This is a genomic window from Mycobacterium sp. SMC-4 (assembly GCF_025263265.1).
GTDB lineage: Bacteria > Actinomycetota > Actinomycetes > Mycobacteriales > Mycobacteriaceae > Mycobacterium.
The window spans coordinates 2308790-2325715 of the sequence record NZ_CP079869.1 but is presented as its reverse complement, the minus strand read 5'-3'; the positions used below and the strand labels follow the sequence as shown (position 1 = coordinate 2325715).

Here is a 16926-nt window from a genome sequence, read left to right as displayed (position 1 = left end):
ATGGTCATCGGCGACGTCACCCGCCGAGGGCACGAAGCGCTTGTGCGCGCATCGTGGCCGCTTCGGACATCATCCCTATGTCAGTACCGGCCGAGATGAATCGCAAACCGAGGTCCACGAAGCCTTTCAGCAGGTCAAGGGATTTGATCCCGGCCACTCCGAGCGCCACGCCGTGGTTTCGACAGGCCGCTGCAATGCACTTTACCGCATTATGGAAATGTTCATTCTCGTAGTCGCCGTGAATGCCCATCTCGGCAGTCAGGTCGCTCGGACCGACCAAGACCATATCCACTCCCACGACTGCGGCAATGGCGTCGATGTCGGCCACTGCCGCCGTGGATTCGACCATCACGGCGACGACCGTGCGACTGTCTAGAACCGCCGTCAGCTCATCGGGTGGACGCTGCGCGTATCCACTCAGTGCGTTCGGCCCCGATATCGATCGCCGGCCTGCCGGAGGAAACCTGGCGGCGGCAACCACAGCGCGCGCCTCGTCAACTGAATCCACATGGGGCACAATGACTCCGCTGGCGCCGACATCCAGCGCCCGGGCGATGAAACCGGGATCCTGGGAAGGCACCCGCACCAATCCGGCAATGCCGGCACCCAGCGCGCTCGAACACAGCATCCCGGCTGTCTCCAGTGATGTCGCGGTGTGCTCCAGGTCGACGTAGACAGCGTCATATCCGCAGGCCGCAGCGATAGCAGGCACATCCGGTGTCCGCGAGTTCAGTAGCGCCAGGCACAGCACCATCTCGTCACCACGCAACGAGTCCCGCAAGGATGCCTGCATGGGCTCCACGCTAGTCGACCGAGAACACTCATTCCATCTATTGGTAAACGTCGTTATCGGTGTGTTTAACATGAGGTATGCCAGGGAGCCGTGTTGCGATCGTGGGGGCCGGACTGTCGGACTGCGGCAGAGTGCCCGACAAGACCGCCATGGCCCTGATGGCGCAGGCATCCCGGCGCGCCGTCGCCGATGCCGGACTCACCAAGGACGACATCGAAGGCTTCGGCGGTCACGGCACGCTGCTGCCTCCGGTGGAGGTCAGCGAATACCTGGGGATACGGCCGGTCTGGGTTGACGCGACCAACACCGGCGGCTCGTCATGGGAGGTGATGGCGCGGCACGCCGCAGCGGCGATCTCCAACGGTGAGATCGATGTTGCCCTGCTCACCTATGGTTCCACCGCGCGCTCGGACGTCAAGCGTCGGCAGCGTGGTTCTGTCGCCGCGTTGAGCACCGGTGGTGCGATGCAGTACGAAGCGCCCTACGGTGCCACGCTGATCGCCAAGTACGCCATGGCGGCGCGGCGCCACATGATCGAGTACGGCACCACAGTCGACCAGCTCGCCGAGGTTGCCGTGGCCGCTCATGAATGGGCTGCGTTGAACGAGAACGCCTTCGACCGGGATCGCCTGACCGTCGCCGATGTCGCGGCCGCACCGATGGTTGCCGATCCGTTCACGACCAAGCACGTGTGTCTGCGCACAGACGGGGGCGGGGCCGTCGTTCTGGCCAGCGAACGGGTGGCCCGGGACTGCGCCAAAGAACCCGTTTGGATCCTGGGTGCCGCCGACGCCACCTCACACGTCAGCATGAGCGAGTGGGGTGACTTCACCACGTCGGCTGCCGCGATCTCCGGACCCCGGGCCTTCGCCGAAGCGGGAGTGCATCCTGCTGACATCGATGTGTGCCAGCTCTACGATTCGTTCACCGCCACTGTGCTGCTCACCGTCGAGGATCTGGGTTTCTGTGCCAAAGGTGAAGGTGGGAAATTCATCGAGTCCGGAGCGCTGCGTCCCGGTGGCGCGTTGCCGACCAACACCGACGGCGGCGGCCTCGCCTCGTGCCACCCCGGAATGCGGGGCATGTTCTTGATGGTCGAGGCGGTCCGTCAGCTGCGCGGCGAGTGCGAGCAGCGGCAGGTGCCAGAGGCCCGGCTGGCGTGTGTCCACGCGATGGGTGGCTTCTTCACCCACAGCGCGACGATGATCCTCGGGAGGGACTCATGACTGCCCCAGACCGGCCGACGACCGACATTGACAGCCAGGACTGGTGGGCGGCGATCCAGGACCGCGCGCTGTACGTCAACGAATGCGGCTCCTGCGGCGCAAAGTCTTTGTACGCCCGACCGTTCTGTCCTGTCTGCTGGAGCGAGGATGTCTCGCTTCGTCAGGCCAGTGGCCGGGCGTGGCTTTATACGTGGAGCGTCGTGCACCAGAACGCCGCACCGTTCGCCGACCGGGTCCCCTACGTCGTCGCGATGGTGGACCTGGCCGAAGGACCCCGGGTGATGACTGCCATCCAGAACTGCAGTCCGGACAACCTGCGTGCGGGAATGGAACTCGACATCGCTTTCCGAGAGGCTGAGGAGGACGGGTTCGTGATCCCGGTCTTCGAGCCCGCTGCCCGCTGAGTCGCCCGCTGCTGGTCTAGTGGGCGGCACGCACGCGGTCCGCTACCACGCGGTGCAGACCGACTGACCGCTCGGCCAGCTTGTTCCGTTCCACTTTTCCGTTCGCGTTCAACGGCAGGGACTGCTCCCAGAACACCAGTTCCTCGGGGAGTTTGTACTTCGGCAGTCCCGCCGTGACGAGCGCCGAGGACAGTTCTGCCAACGTCAGGTCGGCCCCCTCGTCGAGGACGAGCGCCACCGCCAACCGCTCGCCCGTGGTCTCGTCGGCGACCGAGTAGGCGGCGCACTCACGAACGCCGCGAATCCGCAGGACGGCCTCGTCCACCTCGGCAGCCGGGATCTTCAGGCCGTTGCGGATCACGATGTCCTTGATGCGCCCGACGATGCGAACCCGCCCGTCATCGAGGTCGGCGACGTCACCGGTGCGGAACCATTCACCGTCGAAGGCCTGTGCGTCGTCATCGGCGTCGGTGTACCCGAGGAAAGTGTGCGGGCCCCGGATACAGCACTCGGTGGGCTCCATCGTCGACCCGACCCGAACCTCGACGTCAGCCAGCGGCGCGCCGTCGTCAGCATGGCGCAGTTCGCTGGGCTCGGTGCGCACCCCGGACGTGCTGATCGGCACTTCCGAAGAGCCGTAGGCTCGCATCACCACGATGCCGAAGTCCGCTTCGACCCGCTCGACGATGCGGCGGTCGAGTTGGGTGCCGCCGAGGTACACCGCCCGCAGCGGGACGACCTTCTCGCGCGCCACCACCTCATCGAGGAGCCTGTCGAGAAGTCGATCAGGACCGCCGTACCAGGTGGCACCCGAATCGAGGAGGAAATCGCAGGTTGCGGCAGGGTCCCAGCGGTCTTCGAGTACCACCGGTATCGCGAGCATCGGCCCGATGAAGAGGGCTTGAAGAACGCCGGTCACCGACGCGAGCGGACTGATCAAGAAGATGCTGTCGTGGGCACCGAGTCCCGCCGCGGCGATGTAGTTGATCGACGCCTTGGTCAAGGTGCTGATCGAATGCACCACTCCCTTGGGTCGTGACGTTGTTCCGGAGGTGTACAAGACGAAGGACGGCTCGTCGGCGGCTCGTGTGGAGCGCAGCGGATCCGCGCGCACCGCCATGGCGCCGGCGGCCGGAACGGCGACAAACGTGCAGTCGTCGGGCAAGTCCGCGACGAAGGGGTCCCCTGACCGCCCGATCACGTGCCGCGCGCCACTGCGCGTCAGCACATCCTGAACAGCTGCGATCCCCGCACTGCGTGCCACCAGCAGGACGACCGCGTCGACGCGCAGAGCCGCATGAATGGCCACCACCGAATCGACGTCGTTACCCGCGACGATGACGACCGGACTGCCCGACGTCGCACCGGCCTCGACAAGTGCGTGACCGGCGAGGTCGACCAGCGCGTCAAGTTCGGCATACGAGAGCGTCCGAGTCCTGTGTTGCAGTGCTGCGCGGTCCGGATACCGCTTGGCTGTGAATCGAATGGCATCGGCGGGATCCCCCGACCAGAAGCCAGCTCTGCGATACCGTTCCCGCAGCACCTCCGCCCTGCACGTGGCCGGTGCGAGCAGCTCTGTCGGGCCCGACATAGAATTCCTCCGATGCAAATGCTGATTCTCTTGGCTGTAAATGTAACCTCTCAGCCATGCAGCGACTCACATTCGAAGACCAGGTAGCGATTGTCACCGGTGCGGGGGGTGGGCTCGGCCGGTGCCATGCCCTGGAACTGGCTCGAAGAGGTGCCCGGGTGGTTGTCAACGACCTGGGCAGCTCGGTAGACGGCAGCGGTGCCTCAGCGTCTGCCGCGCAAACCGTCGTCGATGAGATCACTGCAGCCGGCGGCATCGCCATCGCCAATGTCGACTCGGTGGCCACCGAAGCGGGTGGAGCGGCCATCGTCGAGACGGCCATGGAGGCGTTCGGCCGGGTGGACATACTGGTCAACAATGCCGGCATCCTGCGCGACGCCGCTTTCAAGAACATGACCGCCGACCAGGTCGACGCGGTGATCGCCGTCCATCTGACCGGGGCCTTCAACGTCACTCGTGCCGTCTGGCCGGTGATGCGCGAACAGAACTACGGTCGTATCGTGCAAACAAGCTCAGGAACTGGGCTTTTCGGGAACTTCGGGCAGACCAACTACGGCGCCGCGAAAATGGGCCTGATCGGGATGATGCACGTGCTGTCGATCGAGGGCGCTCGCAACAACATCGCCGTGAATGCCATCGCGCCGATTGCGCGGACCCGCATGACCGAGGACATCATGGGCGAAGCCGGCAAGGCCATGGACCCGGAGCTGGTCACCCCGGTGGTCGTTTACCTCGCGCACCGTAGTTGCGACCGCACAGCGCATATCTACTCGGTTGGAGCGGGCAAGGTGTCACGGGTGTTCATCGGCGTGACCAGGGGCATCGAAGACCGCGAGCTCACCGCAGAAGCCGTGGCCGAGAACATCGACCGCATCGACGACTCCGAGTCCTTCACGATTCGCGGCGGACCTGCCCAGGCCTGACCCTCAGCGGCCCTGGAAGCGCGGCTCCCGCCGCTCGGCGAACGACTGCAGCCCCTCCTTCAGATCCGAGGTGTGCGATACCACCTCGGCTGCCCACGCCTCTTGCTCGAACGCGCGGTCGCGTCCGGACTCGGACGACACCGTAAGCAGGCGTTTGGTCAACGACAACATGACCGTGGGACCGGCCGCCAGCCGAGCAGCCAGGGCTGCCGCCACGCTATCGGTCTCCCCCAGCGGCGCAACTCGATTGGCGATTCCCAGCCGTTCGCAGGTGAGGGCATCGACGGGTTCGCCCAGCATCAGCAGCTCCGTGGCCTTGCGTAACCCCACGATCCGCGTCAGCAGGTGCACAGCTCCGGAATCGGGCAGGATTCCGCGATGGACGAACGCCTGCACCAGGCGCGCCTCGGTCGACATCACCACCAGGTCACACGCGAGCACCAGGCTGGAACCCGCACCGACCGCCGCGCCCTTGACCGCGGCGACAACCGGCTTGTCGCAGTCCAGTACGGAACTGACCAACCGCTGCCAGCCGTCCTGGAGCATGCGGGCGATATCGCCGGGGCCCCGCTGCGGAGGGGACGCGCCGGGGGCGTGCGGCGCCAAACCGGCACCGGCACAGAAGTGCCGATCACCCGAGGCGCTCAGCAGCACCGCCCGAACTGCGCGATTCTCGTGGGCATGCCGAAAGGCCTCAGTGAGGACATCACGTGCGTTGGGCGACAACGAATTACCAACATCGGGCCGATCGATGGTGATTGTCTGCACGCCGTCATCACCGACGGCCACGACGATTCCCGGGTCCTCTTGATTCATCTCGCTGCACCCTCCGCCTCGGCCGCGTTAACGGCGTTTCCGTTTATCGGGTATCTTAATTTCCACCTTGGTCCGGCAACGTGGCGGGCCACCCGGAGGAGGCAGTGGATGGCGGGCTCCCTGGCAGAAAAAGGCCAGATCACCGATGAGGGACTGGCCAGACTGCGGGCCACGATCGGCATCTCCGTCCCGCACACCCAGCCGCCGCACTACTTCCGTCCCAACGAGGATGCGTTCCGCCATGTCGCCGAAAGCTACGGTGACGCCAACCCACTGTGGTGTGACCCGCAGTACGCCGCCACATCCGTCTGGGGCGGGCCGGTGGCACCGCCCGCGCTGGTCGGGGGCGACACCCTGATCGGCGAAGACGAGGTAAGCGAACTCTCCGACGATGACCGCGCTCTGACCAAAGGCGACCCCCTGCGTGGCGTGCACGCCTTCTACGCCTCGTCGTCGCGGGAATGGTGGGCGCCACTACGTGCCGGCCACCGTGTGTTCCGGCGCAACGCGCTGGTCGCCGCGCTCGACAAAACCAGCGAGTTCGCCGAGCGTGCCGTGCACGAGTGGTCCGCCCAGGTTTTCCGCGATGACCAGGGCACCCTGCTCGGCGGGCAGTACCGCAACATGATCCGGACCGAACGCAGCAAGGCGCGGGGAAAGAAGAAGTACGAGGCAGTCGACCTGAAAGTGTGGACGCCCGAGGAGATCGCCGACCTCGACGACCGGTACGCGCGCGAAGTGCGGCGGGGCGCAGAGCCACGATGGTGGGAAGACGTCGACGAGGGCGATTCTGTCGGACCGTTGACCAAAGGGCCGCTGACCGTCACCGACATGGTGTGTTGGCACGTCGGGATGGGCACCGGCATGTACGGGGTTCGCCCGCTTCGGCTGGCGTGGCGCAACCGGCAACGCATACCTCGTTTCTATACACCCAACGAGCACGGTGTGCCCGATGTTCAGCAGCGTGTGCACTGGGAACCCGACGCAGCCCGCAATGCCGGCAACCCGACCACCTTCGATTACGGCCGCATGCGCGAGACATGGCTCATTCATCTGTGCACCGACTGGATGGGCGACGATGCCTGGTTGTGGAAGCTGGAGTGCGAGTTCCGGCTGTTCAACTATGTGGGCGACCTGCACACCATCACCGCGACGGTGGTGCGTAAGTATCTCGCCGACGGCAACCGGCCGGCGGTCGATCTCGAGGTCGCCGCGACCAACCACCGCAATCAGGTCACCGCTCCCGGGCGGGCCACCATCCTGCTGCCCAGCAGAGAGCACGGCCCGGTCCGGCTACCCGATCCGCCCGGTGGCGCCACCAACCTCACCGACCTGCTCGCGGCGGTGTCGGCTCGATTCTCCGAGCGCTGATCACCATGTCATATCCGAGTGTGCCCGGGCTGCGCGCCGAACATCGAGGTCCCGTACTGGAACTCACGTTGGATCGGGCCGACCGTCGTAACGCCGTCAACGACGTCATGCTCGACGCGATGATCGAGCACCTCGCTGCGGCCGGTATCGACGAATCCGTGCGGGTCATCCGGATACAGGCCGACGGCCCGGACTTCTGCGCCGGCTCGGATCTGGTGGCCAACAATGCCAAATCCGAGCGCAAGCCCCGAGTGGGGAGCACGCAGCGCCGCCTGCCCAACAAGGCCAACCGACTGATCCCACTGATGCTTGAGACGCAGGTACCCATTGTCGCGGTGGTTCGCGGTTGGGCAGCCGGTCTGGGTTTTCATTTCGCGATGGCCGCCGACTTCTGCATCGCAGCTGAGGACGCGCGTTTCTGGGAGCCGTTCATGGCTCGCGGTTTCACCCCGGACAGTGGCGCCGCGTGGCTGCTCCCCCGTCTCATCGGCATGGTGCGCACCCGCCAACTGCTGATGTTGGGCCAGGAGATCTCCGGGGCCACCGCCGCGCAGTGGGGCATCATCCACGGCGCCCACCCCGGTGACGAACTCGATGCCGCCGCCGAACGGCTCGAGACCGCACTGGCCAACGCGCCGACGGTTGCGCTGGGCCTGACCAAGTGGCTGTTGCACAGCGGCCATGGGCTCGACCTGGATCGCCACCTGCACAACGAAGCGATGGCGCTTGAGCTGTCCAGCCGCAGCGACGACTTCAAGGAGGGGCTGGCGGCCTTCCGGGACAAGCGCGACGCACGATTCCAGGGCCGTTGACGAGGATTCATGACACAGCTGGCAATTGACGAATCCACCAGCACCGCCGACGCGGTCGCCGCGGTCGAGCACTGGGTACACACCGAAGTCCCAGAGGCCTGGCGTACGGCGTCGGCCGCGGGCCCCAGCGCCCTGCGGTCGGTGCGCAGCCCCACCGAATACCGGCAGTGGTACCCGGTATTCGCCGCTTCAGGACTGGTCGTGCCGACCTGGCTTCCTGAGCACGGTGGTCTGGGAGTCGGCAACGAGACAGCACGCGCCATCGAGGCAGTGCTGGCTCCGCTGAGATTGACCCGGCTGAACCCGCTGGGGCTCAACAATGCCGCCGCCGCACTGTTCAGCCACGGCAACGAGGAACAGCGCCTGAGGTTTCTTCCACCGATCGTGCGTAACGAAGAGAAATGGTGCCAACTGTTCAGTGAGCCCGGCGCCGGCTCGGATCTCGCATCATTGGCGGCCAAAGCGATTCGTGACGGTGACGACTGGGTGATCACCGGCCAGAAGGTCTGGACCACCTGGGCCGACGAGGCCGACTACGCCATCCTGCTGGCCCGCACCGACCCGAATCAGCCCAAGCACCGGGGCATCACCTATTTTCTGCTCGATATGCACCAGCCCGGTGTACAAGTGCGGCCGCTGCGTCAGATCACCGGCGAGGCGGAGTTCAACGAGGTGTTCCTCGACGGAGCGCGGGTTCCCGACGCGCATCGAGTCGGTGAGGTCAACGACGGTTGGCGGGTGAGCGCTTCGACATTGTCCAGTGAGCGCCAGATGGTATCCGGCTCGGGTTCGGGCGGCATGGGGCGGCTCGGGGGATCGAGCGCGGAGCGACTGATCACGCTGGCGCAGGAGACCGGACGCTGGAGTGATCCGACGGTCCGCAACAAGGTGATGCATCTGTGGGCCCAGGAGAAGATCCGCGGCTGGACCAACGCGCGAGTGCGCGCCGCGCTGTCGGCCGGGCAGTCTCCCGGTGCCGCGTCGTCGATCGGCAAAGTGCATCAGGCGACGTTGAATCAGCAGACTCAGAACCTGATGGTGGACCTGCTCGGTACCGCGGCACTGGCATGGGAACCGACCGAGGACACAGACCACCTGCCGCGGGAAGTGCAGGGCTGGATGCGCAGCCTGGCCAACAGCACCGAGGGCGGTACCACCGACATCAACAAGAACATCCTCGGCGAGCGCGTTTTGGGTCTGCCCAAGGAGCCCGACCCGTGGAAGGGCAAGCCCTGGAAAGACATTCCGCGCTCATGACCGCCTACCAGCGCCTGATCGTGGAGGTGGCCGACGGTGTCGGTTGGCTCACCCTCGACAGACCCCAGGCCGGCAACGCATTCGACGCGATGATGCTCGATGAACTGGAACGGGCATGGGCCGAGCTGGATGCCGACCCCGATGTCCGGGTCATCGTGAACACCGCGACCGGGAAATCCTTTTGTACCGGCATGGACGTCGTCCAGGTGGCGCGGGACAAGGAGGCGATGCGCAAGCACTCGCGCCGCACCCGTGACGCCGAGCTGAAGATCTCCTCATGGCACTGCGATGTCTGGAAACCCGTCATCGCCGCGGTCAACGGTGTGTGCGCCGGCGGTGGCTTGCACCTGGTGGCCGACGCAGACATCGTCATCGCGGCGGACAGTGCATCCTTCGTGGATCCGCACGTGTCGGTCGGTCAGGCAGTCGCCTACGAGGCGATCACCCTGCTGCGCAAGTCCCCCATGGAAGCGATCACCCGAATGGCGCTGTGCGGTAGAGGTGAACGCATCTCCGCCCAGCGTGCTTATGAACTCGGGATAGTCTCGGCAGTGGTGGCCGACGGCGATCTGCGCAGTGCGGCAGCGACGCTGGCGACCGCTGTCGCCGCCAACTCTCCGACCGCCATGCGCGCCACCAAGAAAGCGCTGTGGCGTTCGTTGGAGGTCGGGTTGTCCGCGGCCAGGCGGGAGGCCGCAGACGAGATCTGGCGGCTGCGTGATCACCCCGATCACTCCGAGGGCGCGCGTGCGTGGCGGGCAAAGCGCACACCGCAATGGCAGAAGTGTATGGAGGTGCCGTGACCTATCAGAGGCTCATCGTCGAGCGCCGTGGTTCGGTCGGATGGATCATCAACAACCGCCCCGACCGCCTCAATGCCTATGACGTCGTCATGCGTGCGGAGTTCCCGAAGGCCTGGGCCGAGCTCGATGCCGACCCCGCGGTGCGGGTCATCGTGCATACCGGCAACGGGCGGGCTTTCCAGGTGGGTGCCGACGTCGACGAACTCGACGGAGAGGCGGTACTGCAATTCCAGGAGACCATGCGAACGCTGGACCTCAAGCTCACCGCCTGGCACTGCAACGTGGGTAAACCTGTCATCACCGCGGTCAACGGTGTGTGTGCGGGAGGGGGCTTGCATTGGGTCGCCGACGCCGACATCGTGCTGGCCTCCTCGAACGCCACGTTTGTCGACCCGCATGTTTCGATCGGCCAGGTGAGCGCCCTGGAGACCATCGCGCTGATGCGCAAGATGCCCGCCGAGGCCGTGCTGCGGATGGCGCTCGTCGGCAGCCACGAGCGGCTGAGCGCTCAACGCGCCTACGAACTGGGCATGATCAGCCAGGTCGTCGACCCCCCCGAACGACTGCAGGAGGTCGCTCAGAAGTTGGCCGAGAAGATCGCCCGCAACTCGCCGGCTGCCATGCGGGCTACCAAGCGCGCGCTGTGGGGGGCGCTGGAACACGGACTGACCGACGCCTGCCGCGAGGGGGCCAAGCACCTCACCTCGATGTGGGGACACCCGGACCAAGACGAGGGCCCACGGGCGTTCGCCGATAAGCGCACTCCGGCCTGGAAGCCGCTGGAGGCCGGCTCGTGAACCTCACCCATCTGCTCGGCGGCCTGCCCGATGTTGCCGTCCACTCCCTCGACGCCGATGTCGGGCGCGACGAACTGAGCGCCAGCGCCGAAGCGCTGGGGGTGACGCTGGCCGAGAGTGGACTTCAGACTGGGCAGGTCGTCGCCGCCATGTTGCCCAACGATGCCACCACCGTCGCCGCGTTGTTCGGCACGTGGCGCGCGGGCGGTGTCTACACCCCGCTCAATCCGCGCGCAGCCGACGCCGAGTTGACCGCACAGCTGGAGACCCTGCGGCCCGTCGCGATCGTCACCACACCCGCATTGGCACAGCGGTTCTCGTCGTGCGAACTCCCGATGATCACCGGAGAAGACCTGCAGTGGCAGAGTCGGATCGGCACCCGAGCCCAGGACGACCCCAGACAGTACGACGAGGATGTCGCACTGCTGCAGTTCACCTCTGGTACGACCGGCGCGCCAAAGCCTGTGCCGTTGCGTCACGCCACCGTACTCGACCTGATCGACCGCCTGCTCGCGAAGCTTCGAGGGGCCGGCTCCGGCACCAAGGCCAAGCAGCGAGCACCGATGCCGAATTTGGTGCCGCTCTCGTTGTCGTTGTGGGCGGGTATTTACCAGATCCTGTTCGCCTTCCGGGCCGGATCGGGAGTCGTACTGATGGACCGGTTCTCGCCCGCCGATTTCGCCGCCTTGGTGGCACGCCACCAGCTGCGCTCGACGGTGTTGCCACCGGCCGCGCTGACCATGGTCCTGCACGACGACACCGTCACCGACCTTTCGCCGTTGCGGATCGTGCGGTCCATCACGGCCCCACTGTCCCCTGTACAGGCCGGCAGATTCCGGGACAAATTTGGTGTCCTGGTTTTGAATTCTTATGGCCAGACCGAACTCGGCGGCGAAGTCGTCGGTTGGTCGGCTGCCGATGCACGTGAGTGGGGCGAGGCGAAGTTGGGTTCGGTCGGGCGCCCGCTGCCCGGGATCGACGTGTCGATCGCCGACGACGAGGTGATGGTGCGAACACCCACCACCGCGGCGCGCAAGATTGACCCCGCTTTCCTCGACCGCCTCACCGACGACGGGTGGTTCCGCACCGGCGATCTGGGCTGGTTCGACGAGGACGGCTTCCTGTGGCTCGACGGCAGGGTCTCGGACATGATCAACCGGGGTGGCCTCAAAGTCTTCCCCGGTACCGTCGAGGACGTCCTGCTGTCTGCCGAGGGCGTCCGAGAAGCCGCGGTGGTCGGCATACCCGACGAGCGCTTGGGCGAGGTGCCGTGGGCGTTCGTCGCACGAACCGATGATTCGGTCGACGAGAGCGACCTCATCGCGTGGTGCCGGGATCGCCTGACGCCCTACCGGGTCCCGGCGCGGGTGGTTTTCGTCGACCGGCTTCCCCGCAACGACGTGGGCAAGGTGGTCAAGCGGGACTTGGTGGCGCGGGCCGAGGTGTGATCGCCGAGTCAGTCGGGGGTGGCTCCTGGCCAGCGCGCTCGAAACAGCGACCAAGGATCTGCGTAGCCGGGAGCCGAATCGCGATACGGCGTACGCCGCGCGAGCACCTTTCGCGCGATGGGGGCGACGGCAGCCAGCAGGTACCGCCAACCCCCGACGCTGCCTCTGATCTCCTCGAGGACTTGCGGCCAGGAGTGATTCTGGAATCCAAGCACCTCCTGTGCACGCCGGGTGTCCATCCAGTCGCAGACGAACCAACCGAAGTCGTCGTCGGGATTCCCCGGCCTGCCTTCCGGGTACACACCGGCCAGGCCCATCGCCGCCACCAGGGCCGGGCCCATCTCCCCCTGTAGGCGTCGATGGGAGTCATCCCCGCCGATCAACAGAATCTCGCCCGTCTCTTCGGCGGTAGCAGCGGTGGCGAATGCCGTTGCGACATCGCGAACATCGACGGTCGTGATTCTGCCATCCACCGGCAGCGCCCATTCCAGAAACAAGGTGTCGGCGTTGAGCGGCAACGACCGCAGATTCGAGCTGACCACCGCCCCGAGTCGCAGCACCAACCACGGTAACGACGACTCCTGGACGATCTTCTCCGCTGCCAACTTCATCGATCCGTACGAATCGACTGGTTTGACCGGTGATTCGACCGTCAACACGCCCGCCCGATGCGGGTTACGGGAGCCGTAGACTGCCACACTCGAGGCTTGGATGAACCGCGGAGGGCTCGGCAATCTCTCGGCAGCAGCCACCAACGCTTCGGTGGCACCGATATTGACCCGCCGTGCGAGATCGGCTCGTTCGTAGCACACCGGCGGGATGACTGCAGCGAGGTGCACGATCGCCGACGGCGCGGAATCTTCCACCAACCTGTCGACCTGGTCGGGATCGGTGAGATCAGCCCACCGAACGGTGACGCCGCCGCAGAGCCGACGTGCCGCGCGTTCATTCTCGGGGGTTCTCAGATCGGATGCGACGACATCGTGGCCGAGTCGGCTCAGCTGTTCGATCGTTTGTTTGCCCACCAGACCGAACGCGCCGGTCACCAAAACCAATGCCAAAGTAATCGTCTCCGTAAATCGGTATTCTCAGCACTGAGAGGCTATATTAACCCTCTGGATCCACACGTCGAGCCCGCCGAGGCCACGGGTGCACAGCCGGAGTCGGAGGTGGTCGACGTTTCCACGATCGAGATGGCGGTGGTCGGATCCGGCGGCTTCGCCGATGCGCTTGCGTCGAAACTCGGGACTGCCGTTCAGGCGTTCGACAGTCCGCTGCCCACCGGCCTTGACGGCGTCGTCGTCGTGTTCGACGAACCAACCGAAACTGTCTTTGCCGATGTCGATGAACCGCTATGGCACCGTCTCGCCCACGAGCCGGTGCGACGCACGATGTCAACGTTGCGGTCCGCCTGGTCCGCCCTGAGAGCGAGTGGCGGGCGAATCGTCGTCGTGCTACCGACGCTGGGCTTGCCGGGGTCTGCCCATCTGGTGCCCTACACCACCGCTGTCGAGGGCATTCGCGCGATGACGAAGTCTGCTGCCCGCCAGTGGTCGGGGCACGGCGTGACCGCCAACATGGTCGCGGTTCCGCTCCACCTGATTGCCCCGTCGCTGGATTCGCTGGCCGCCCACCTCACTGCGCCGGCGGTGGAGAACCCCGCCACACTTCTCGACGACGTTGCCCAGACGACGACGTTTCTCTTACGTCGAGATATCGACCATCTGGTGGGCCAGACGCTTGTCGTCGACGGTGGATCGGTGATGTTGCCGTGATGCTCGACGAGCACACCGTACTGGTGACCGGGTCAGGCGCCGGCGTGGGTCTCGGCATCGCGCGCGCGCTGGCATCCGACGGCGCACACGTCGTGCTGGCAACCCGACATGACAACGGGGCTGCTGCTGCAGGCGAAATCCGCGACCGAGGACTCCGCGCGAGCTGGGCCCGATGCGACGTCGCCGAGCTGGAGTCGGTTCGCGCCGCTGTCGCCGAGGCGGTGGCGACGACGGGCAGGCTCGACGCCGTCGTGCACAACGCCACGAGCAACGCCTCGAGTCAACCCCACCAGCTCGCCGACGTCGACGACTCAGTGTGGGCGCAGCACTGGTCGGTGTCGTTGGACGGTGCGTTTCACTGTGCGCGTGCAGCTTTCGAACCGCTGCGGTCACGCGGGGGATCTTTGTTGGTGATGACCTCTGCCGCAGGCATGGAGGGCAGCGCCACGTTGCCCCTCTACGCGACCATGAAAGGCGCGTTGCGCGGTTTCGCCAAGAGCCTGGCCCGCGAGTGGGCACTCCACGGCGTCACGGTCAACGTGGTCTCACCGTTGGCGTATTCGCCGGCGATGACCGCCGCGATCGAGGCAGAGCCCGCCATGGAGGCGCGTCTGGCGCGGCGAGTCCCGCTTGGTCGAATCGGTGACCCCGAGGATGACATCGGCGCCGCCGTGAGTTTTCTCGTCGGCCCGAGGGCCCGTTACATCACGGGTCAGACCCTCGGGGTCGACGGCGGTCACTTCACGAGCTTGTAGCAGCGCGATGGAATTCGGCTTGGTTCTCCCCCACTCCGGACCCGCATCATCTCCGGCCTTCATCAAAGAGTTCGCACAAGCCGCCGAAAGACAAGGATTCGCCGCCCTCTGGGCGGTCGACCACCTGGTGCTGCCACGACGGGTGCAGTCGCCCTACGTGCTGGGCCGCGCCCCGGTGCAGGTGGCCGACGATTGGCTCGCTGAGCACCTTTCGCCCAACTTCGAGATGGTCACGACTCTGGCCTGGGTGGCGGCCCACACGACGTCGATCGGACTCGGCACGTCGGTGTCCGTCCTGCCGATCCGCCACCCCATCGCCAATGCGCGTCAGCTTGCCACCCTTGACGCGCTGTCCGAGGGCCGCCTCACCTACGGCGTGGGGATCGGCTGGATGCGAGAGGAAGCCGACGCCATGGGGCTGCCCTGGGAACGCCGCGCTGCGCGCAGCGAGGAGCACGTCGCCGTCCTGCGCGCCCTCTGGGAGGGTGACCAGCCGTTCGTGGAGTTCCACGGGAAGTTCGTCGATTTCAACGAGATGGATCGGCGTCCACAGCCGACCCGCCGAACGATTCCCATTCTCGTCGGGGGTCACTCTCCAGCCGCGTTGCAGCGCGCGGTGCGGATCGGCGACGGCTGGATCGCGGCGCCGATGCCGCCCGAACGGCTTGCCGCACTGGTGGCCGAACTGCGCCGCTACGCAGCCGAGGCAGGCCGAACACGGGACGGTTTCCGCATTGTTGCGGCAACCGCCGTCGAGAGCGCATCGGCATTCAAGACCGTGCAGGCCTCCTACCGGGATATCGGCGTCGACCACCTTCAGCTACTGCTTCCCACCTCCGAATCGCGGCAGACGATGAAGCTGATCGGCGACCTCGGCCTGAACCTCCCCTAGGTTGTCGTTCGAGAATTAATCTTCTCGCTATACGGTAATGTGGTTACCGCGAGGCGGCGACGAGGTAGGAGGAACGGAAAGTGGACAACGACCAGCTCGAAGTGTGGGATGCCGACAACCACATGTACGAGACGATCGATGCGTACACCCGGTACCTCCCCGAGAAATACTCTGATGCGTTGCAGTTCGTCGATATCAAGGGCCGCAAGAAGCTGCAGATCCTCGGAGTGGTCACCGAGTGCATCCCGAACCCGACATACGAGGTCATTCCGACACCGGGAGCGTGGGCTGACTACTACCGGGGCATCAATCCCGAGGGGAAGACGCTGCGCGAACTCGCCGAACCCATCCGGTGTCCCGACGAGTACCGGCGACCGGACCTGCGGCTGGCGTTGATGGACCGTCAGGGCGTCGACGGAACGGTCATGTTCCCCACCACCGCGGGAATGTTGGAGGAGCGGACGAAGTCGGACACCGAGCTCACCCATGCCGTCACCCATGCCTTCAATCGGTGGCTGCTGGAGGACTGGACATTCAACTATCAGAACCGGATCTTTCCGGTGCCGGCCATCTCGCTGAACGATCCGGCACTCGGTGTCAAGGAGCTGGAATGGTGTTTGGATAACGGAGCCCGCACGGTGTTGATTCGTCCCGCGCCGGTGCCGCGCGAGGACGGCACCTCCCGTTCACCGGCACTGCCCGAGTTCGACGACTTCTGGCGCTTGGTCGAGTCCGCCGGCATCGCGGTCCAGATGCACAACTCCGACGCCGGCTACGACCGTTATGTCGACGACTGGGAAAACCCGAGCGAATTCCAGGGTTTCCAACTGACCACGTTGCGCGGCTTCATCTACGAGGAGAGTCGACACATCTTCGATACTCTTGCTGCGTTCATCGCGCACAAAGTGTTCGAGCGTTTCCCCGGCCTGCGGATCGGTGTGGTCGAGAATGGCGGCTCGTGGGCACCACGGCTGCTCGACGCATTCGACCGGGTGTATCGGAAGAAGCCCAAAGATTTCGCCGAGCATCCTGCCGACGTGTTCCGCCGCCACGTCTGGGTCAACCCCTTCCATGAGGAAGACATGTCGCATCTCATCGATGTTCTGGGGGCCGACCGGGTGATGTTCGGGTCCGACTTCCCGCACCCTGAGGGGCTCGCCGAGCCCAAAGATTTCTTGAGGGAGTTGGCCGCGTTGCCGACCGAGACGACGGCACGGGTGATGGGCACGAACCTCAAGGAACTGCTCGCAGTGTGACCGATTC

General features: G+C 65.6%; 17 protein-coding genes. 13 read left to right on the top strand and 4 right to left on the bottom strand.

Annotated elements, in window-relative coordinates:
* Positions 1–16: 16 nt before the first annotated feature.
* Positions 17–793: an HpcH/HpaI aldolase/citrate lyase family protein gene (locus KXD98_RS11315; protein ID WP_260764427.1), complete on the bottom strand. Its 777-nt coding sequence runs from the start codon at positions 791–793 to the stop codon at positions 17–19.
* A 77-nt stretch (positions 794–870) separates the two neighbouring features.
* On the opposite strand from KXD98_RS11315, the gene KXD98_RS11310 reads away from it, so the two are divergent.
* On the top strand, positions 871–2019 hold the full coding sequence (locus tag KXD98_RS11310) for an acetyl-CoA acetyltransferase (protein ID WP_260764426.1): 1149 nt from the start codon (positions 871–873) through the stop codon (positions 2017–2019).
* Positions 2016–2423 carry a Zn-ribbon domain-containing OB-fold protein gene (locus tag KXD98_RS11305; RefSeq protein ID WP_260764425.1) on the top strand — a complete coding sequence of 136 codons (408 nt, stop codon included), beginning with the start codon at positions 2016–2018 and terminating at the stop codon, positions 2421–2423. The genes KXD98_RS11310 and KXD98_RS11305 overlap by 4 nt, the downstream gene beginning before the upstream one ends.
* A 16-nt stretch (positions 2424–2439) precedes the next feature.
* Here the strand turns inward: KXD98_RS11305 and KXD98_RS11300 are convergent, their stop codons facing one another.
* Positions 2440–4014, bottom strand: a complete 1575-nt coding sequence (locus KXD98_RS11300; protein ID WP_260764424.1) for a class I adenylate-forming enzyme family protein — start codon at positions 4012–4014, stop codon at positions 2440–2442.
* 56 nt (positions 4015–4070) lie between these two features.
* Here KXD98_RS11300 and KXD98_RS11295 point away from each other — a divergent pair, with 56 nt between their 5' ends.
* Complete coding sequence (locus KXD98_RS11295) at positions 4071–4937, top strand: SDR family oxidoreductase (RefSeq protein WP_260764423.1); 867 nt, start codon at positions 4071–4073, stop codon at positions 4935–4937.
* Positions 4938–4940: 3 nt separating this feature from the next.
* Here the strand turns inward: KXD98_RS11295 and KXD98_RS11290 are convergent, their stop codons facing one another.
* A complete protein-coding gene (locus KXD98_RS11290; protein WP_260764422.1) occupies positions 4941–5753 on the bottom strand; it encodes an enoyl-CoA hydratase/isomerase family protein in 813 nt (270 codons plus the stop codon).
* Between the two features lie 108 nt (positions 5754–5861).
* Here KXD98_RS11290 and KXD98_RS11285 point away from each other — a divergent pair, with 108 nt between their 5' ends.
* Genes KXD98_RS11285 through KXD98_RS11260 form a run of 6 tightly spaced genes read left to right on the top strand, consistent with a single transcriptional unit; the run spans position 5862 to position 12241 of the window.
* Positions 5862–7124 carry a hypothetical protein gene (locus KXD98_RS11285; protein WP_260764421.1) on the top strand — a complete coding sequence of 421 codons (1263 nt, stop codon included), beginning with the start codon at positions 5862–5864 and terminating at the stop codon, positions 7122–7124.
* Between the two features lie 5 nt (positions 7125–7129).
* Positions 7130–7936 carry an enoyl-CoA hydratase/isomerase family protein gene (locus tag KXD98_RS11280; RefSeq protein WP_260764420.1) on the top strand — a complete coding sequence of 269 codons (807 nt, stop codon included), beginning with the start codon at positions 7130–7132 and terminating at the stop codon, positions 7934–7936.
* Between the two features lie 9 nt (positions 7937–7945).
* On the top strand, positions 7946–9193 hold the full coding sequence (locus KXD98_RS11275) for an acyl-CoA dehydrogenase family protein (RefSeq protein ID WP_260764419.1): 1248 nt from the start codon (positions 7946–7948) through the stop codon (positions 9191–9193).
* Complete coding sequence (locus KXD98_RS11270) at positions 9190–9996, top strand: enoyl-CoA hydratase/isomerase family protein (RefSeq protein ID WP_260764418.1); 807 nt, start codon at positions 9190–9192, stop codon at positions 9994–9996. The genes KXD98_RS11275 and KXD98_RS11270 overlap by 4 nt, the downstream gene beginning before the upstream one ends.
* Positions 9993–10793 (top strand): enoyl-CoA hydratase/isomerase family protein, encoded by an 801-nt coding sequence (locus tag KXD98_RS11265; RefSeq protein ID WP_260764417.1) that lies wholly within the window; start codon positions 9993–9995, stop codon positions 10791–10793. The genes KXD98_RS11270 and KXD98_RS11265 overlap by 4 nt, the downstream gene beginning before the upstream one ends.
* Positions 10790–12241: a class I adenylate-forming enzyme family protein gene (locus tag KXD98_RS11260; protein ID WP_260764416.1), complete on the top strand. Its 1452-nt coding sequence runs from the start codon at positions 10790–10792 to the stop codon at positions 12239–12241. Before KXD98_RS11265 ends, KXD98_RS11260 begins: the two co-directional genes overlap by 4 nt.
* Before the next feature lie 8 nt (positions 12242–12249).
* On the opposite strand, the gene KXD98_RS11255 is transcribed toward KXD98_RS11260, so the two are convergent.
* The gene (locus KXD98_RS11255; protein WP_260764415.1) at positions 12250–13302 is read right to left on the bottom strand and encodes an NAD(P)-dependent oxidoreductase; all 1053 of its coding nucleotides are present in this window, start codon (positions 13300–13302) and stop codon (positions 12250–12252) included.
* Between the two features lie 108 nt (positions 13303–13410).
* Between KXD98_RS11255 and KXD98_RS11250 the strand changes: the two genes are divergently transcribed.
* The 4 genes from KXD98_RS11250 (at position 13411) to KXD98_RS11235 (ending at position 16919) form a co-directional block, all read left to right on the top strand.
* A complete protein-coding gene (locus KXD98_RS11250; RefSeq protein ID WP_260764414.1) occupies positions 13411–14016 on the top strand; it encodes an SDR family oxidoreductase in 606 nt (201 codons plus the stop codon).
* Positions 14016–14771 (top strand): SDR family NAD(P)-dependent oxidoreductase, encoded by a 756-nt coding sequence (locus KXD98_RS11245; protein WP_260764413.1) that lies wholly within the window; start codon positions 14016–14018, stop codon positions 14769–14771. Before KXD98_RS11250 ends, KXD98_RS11245 begins: the two co-directional genes overlap by 1 nt.
* A 19-nt stretch (positions 14772–14790) precedes the next feature.
* Positions 14791–15663 (top strand): LLM class F420-dependent oxidoreductase, encoded by an 873-nt coding sequence (locus KXD98_RS11240; protein ID WP_260764412.1) that lies wholly within the window; start codon positions 14791–14793, stop codon positions 15661–15663.
* A 122-nt stretch (positions 15664–15785) separates the two neighbouring features.
* A complete protein-coding gene (locus tag KXD98_RS11235; protein ID WP_260765135.1) occupies positions 15786–16919 on the top strand; it encodes an amidohydrolase family protein in 1134 nt (377 codons plus the stop codon).
* The last annotated feature ends 7 nt before the right edge of the window (positions 16920–16926 follow it).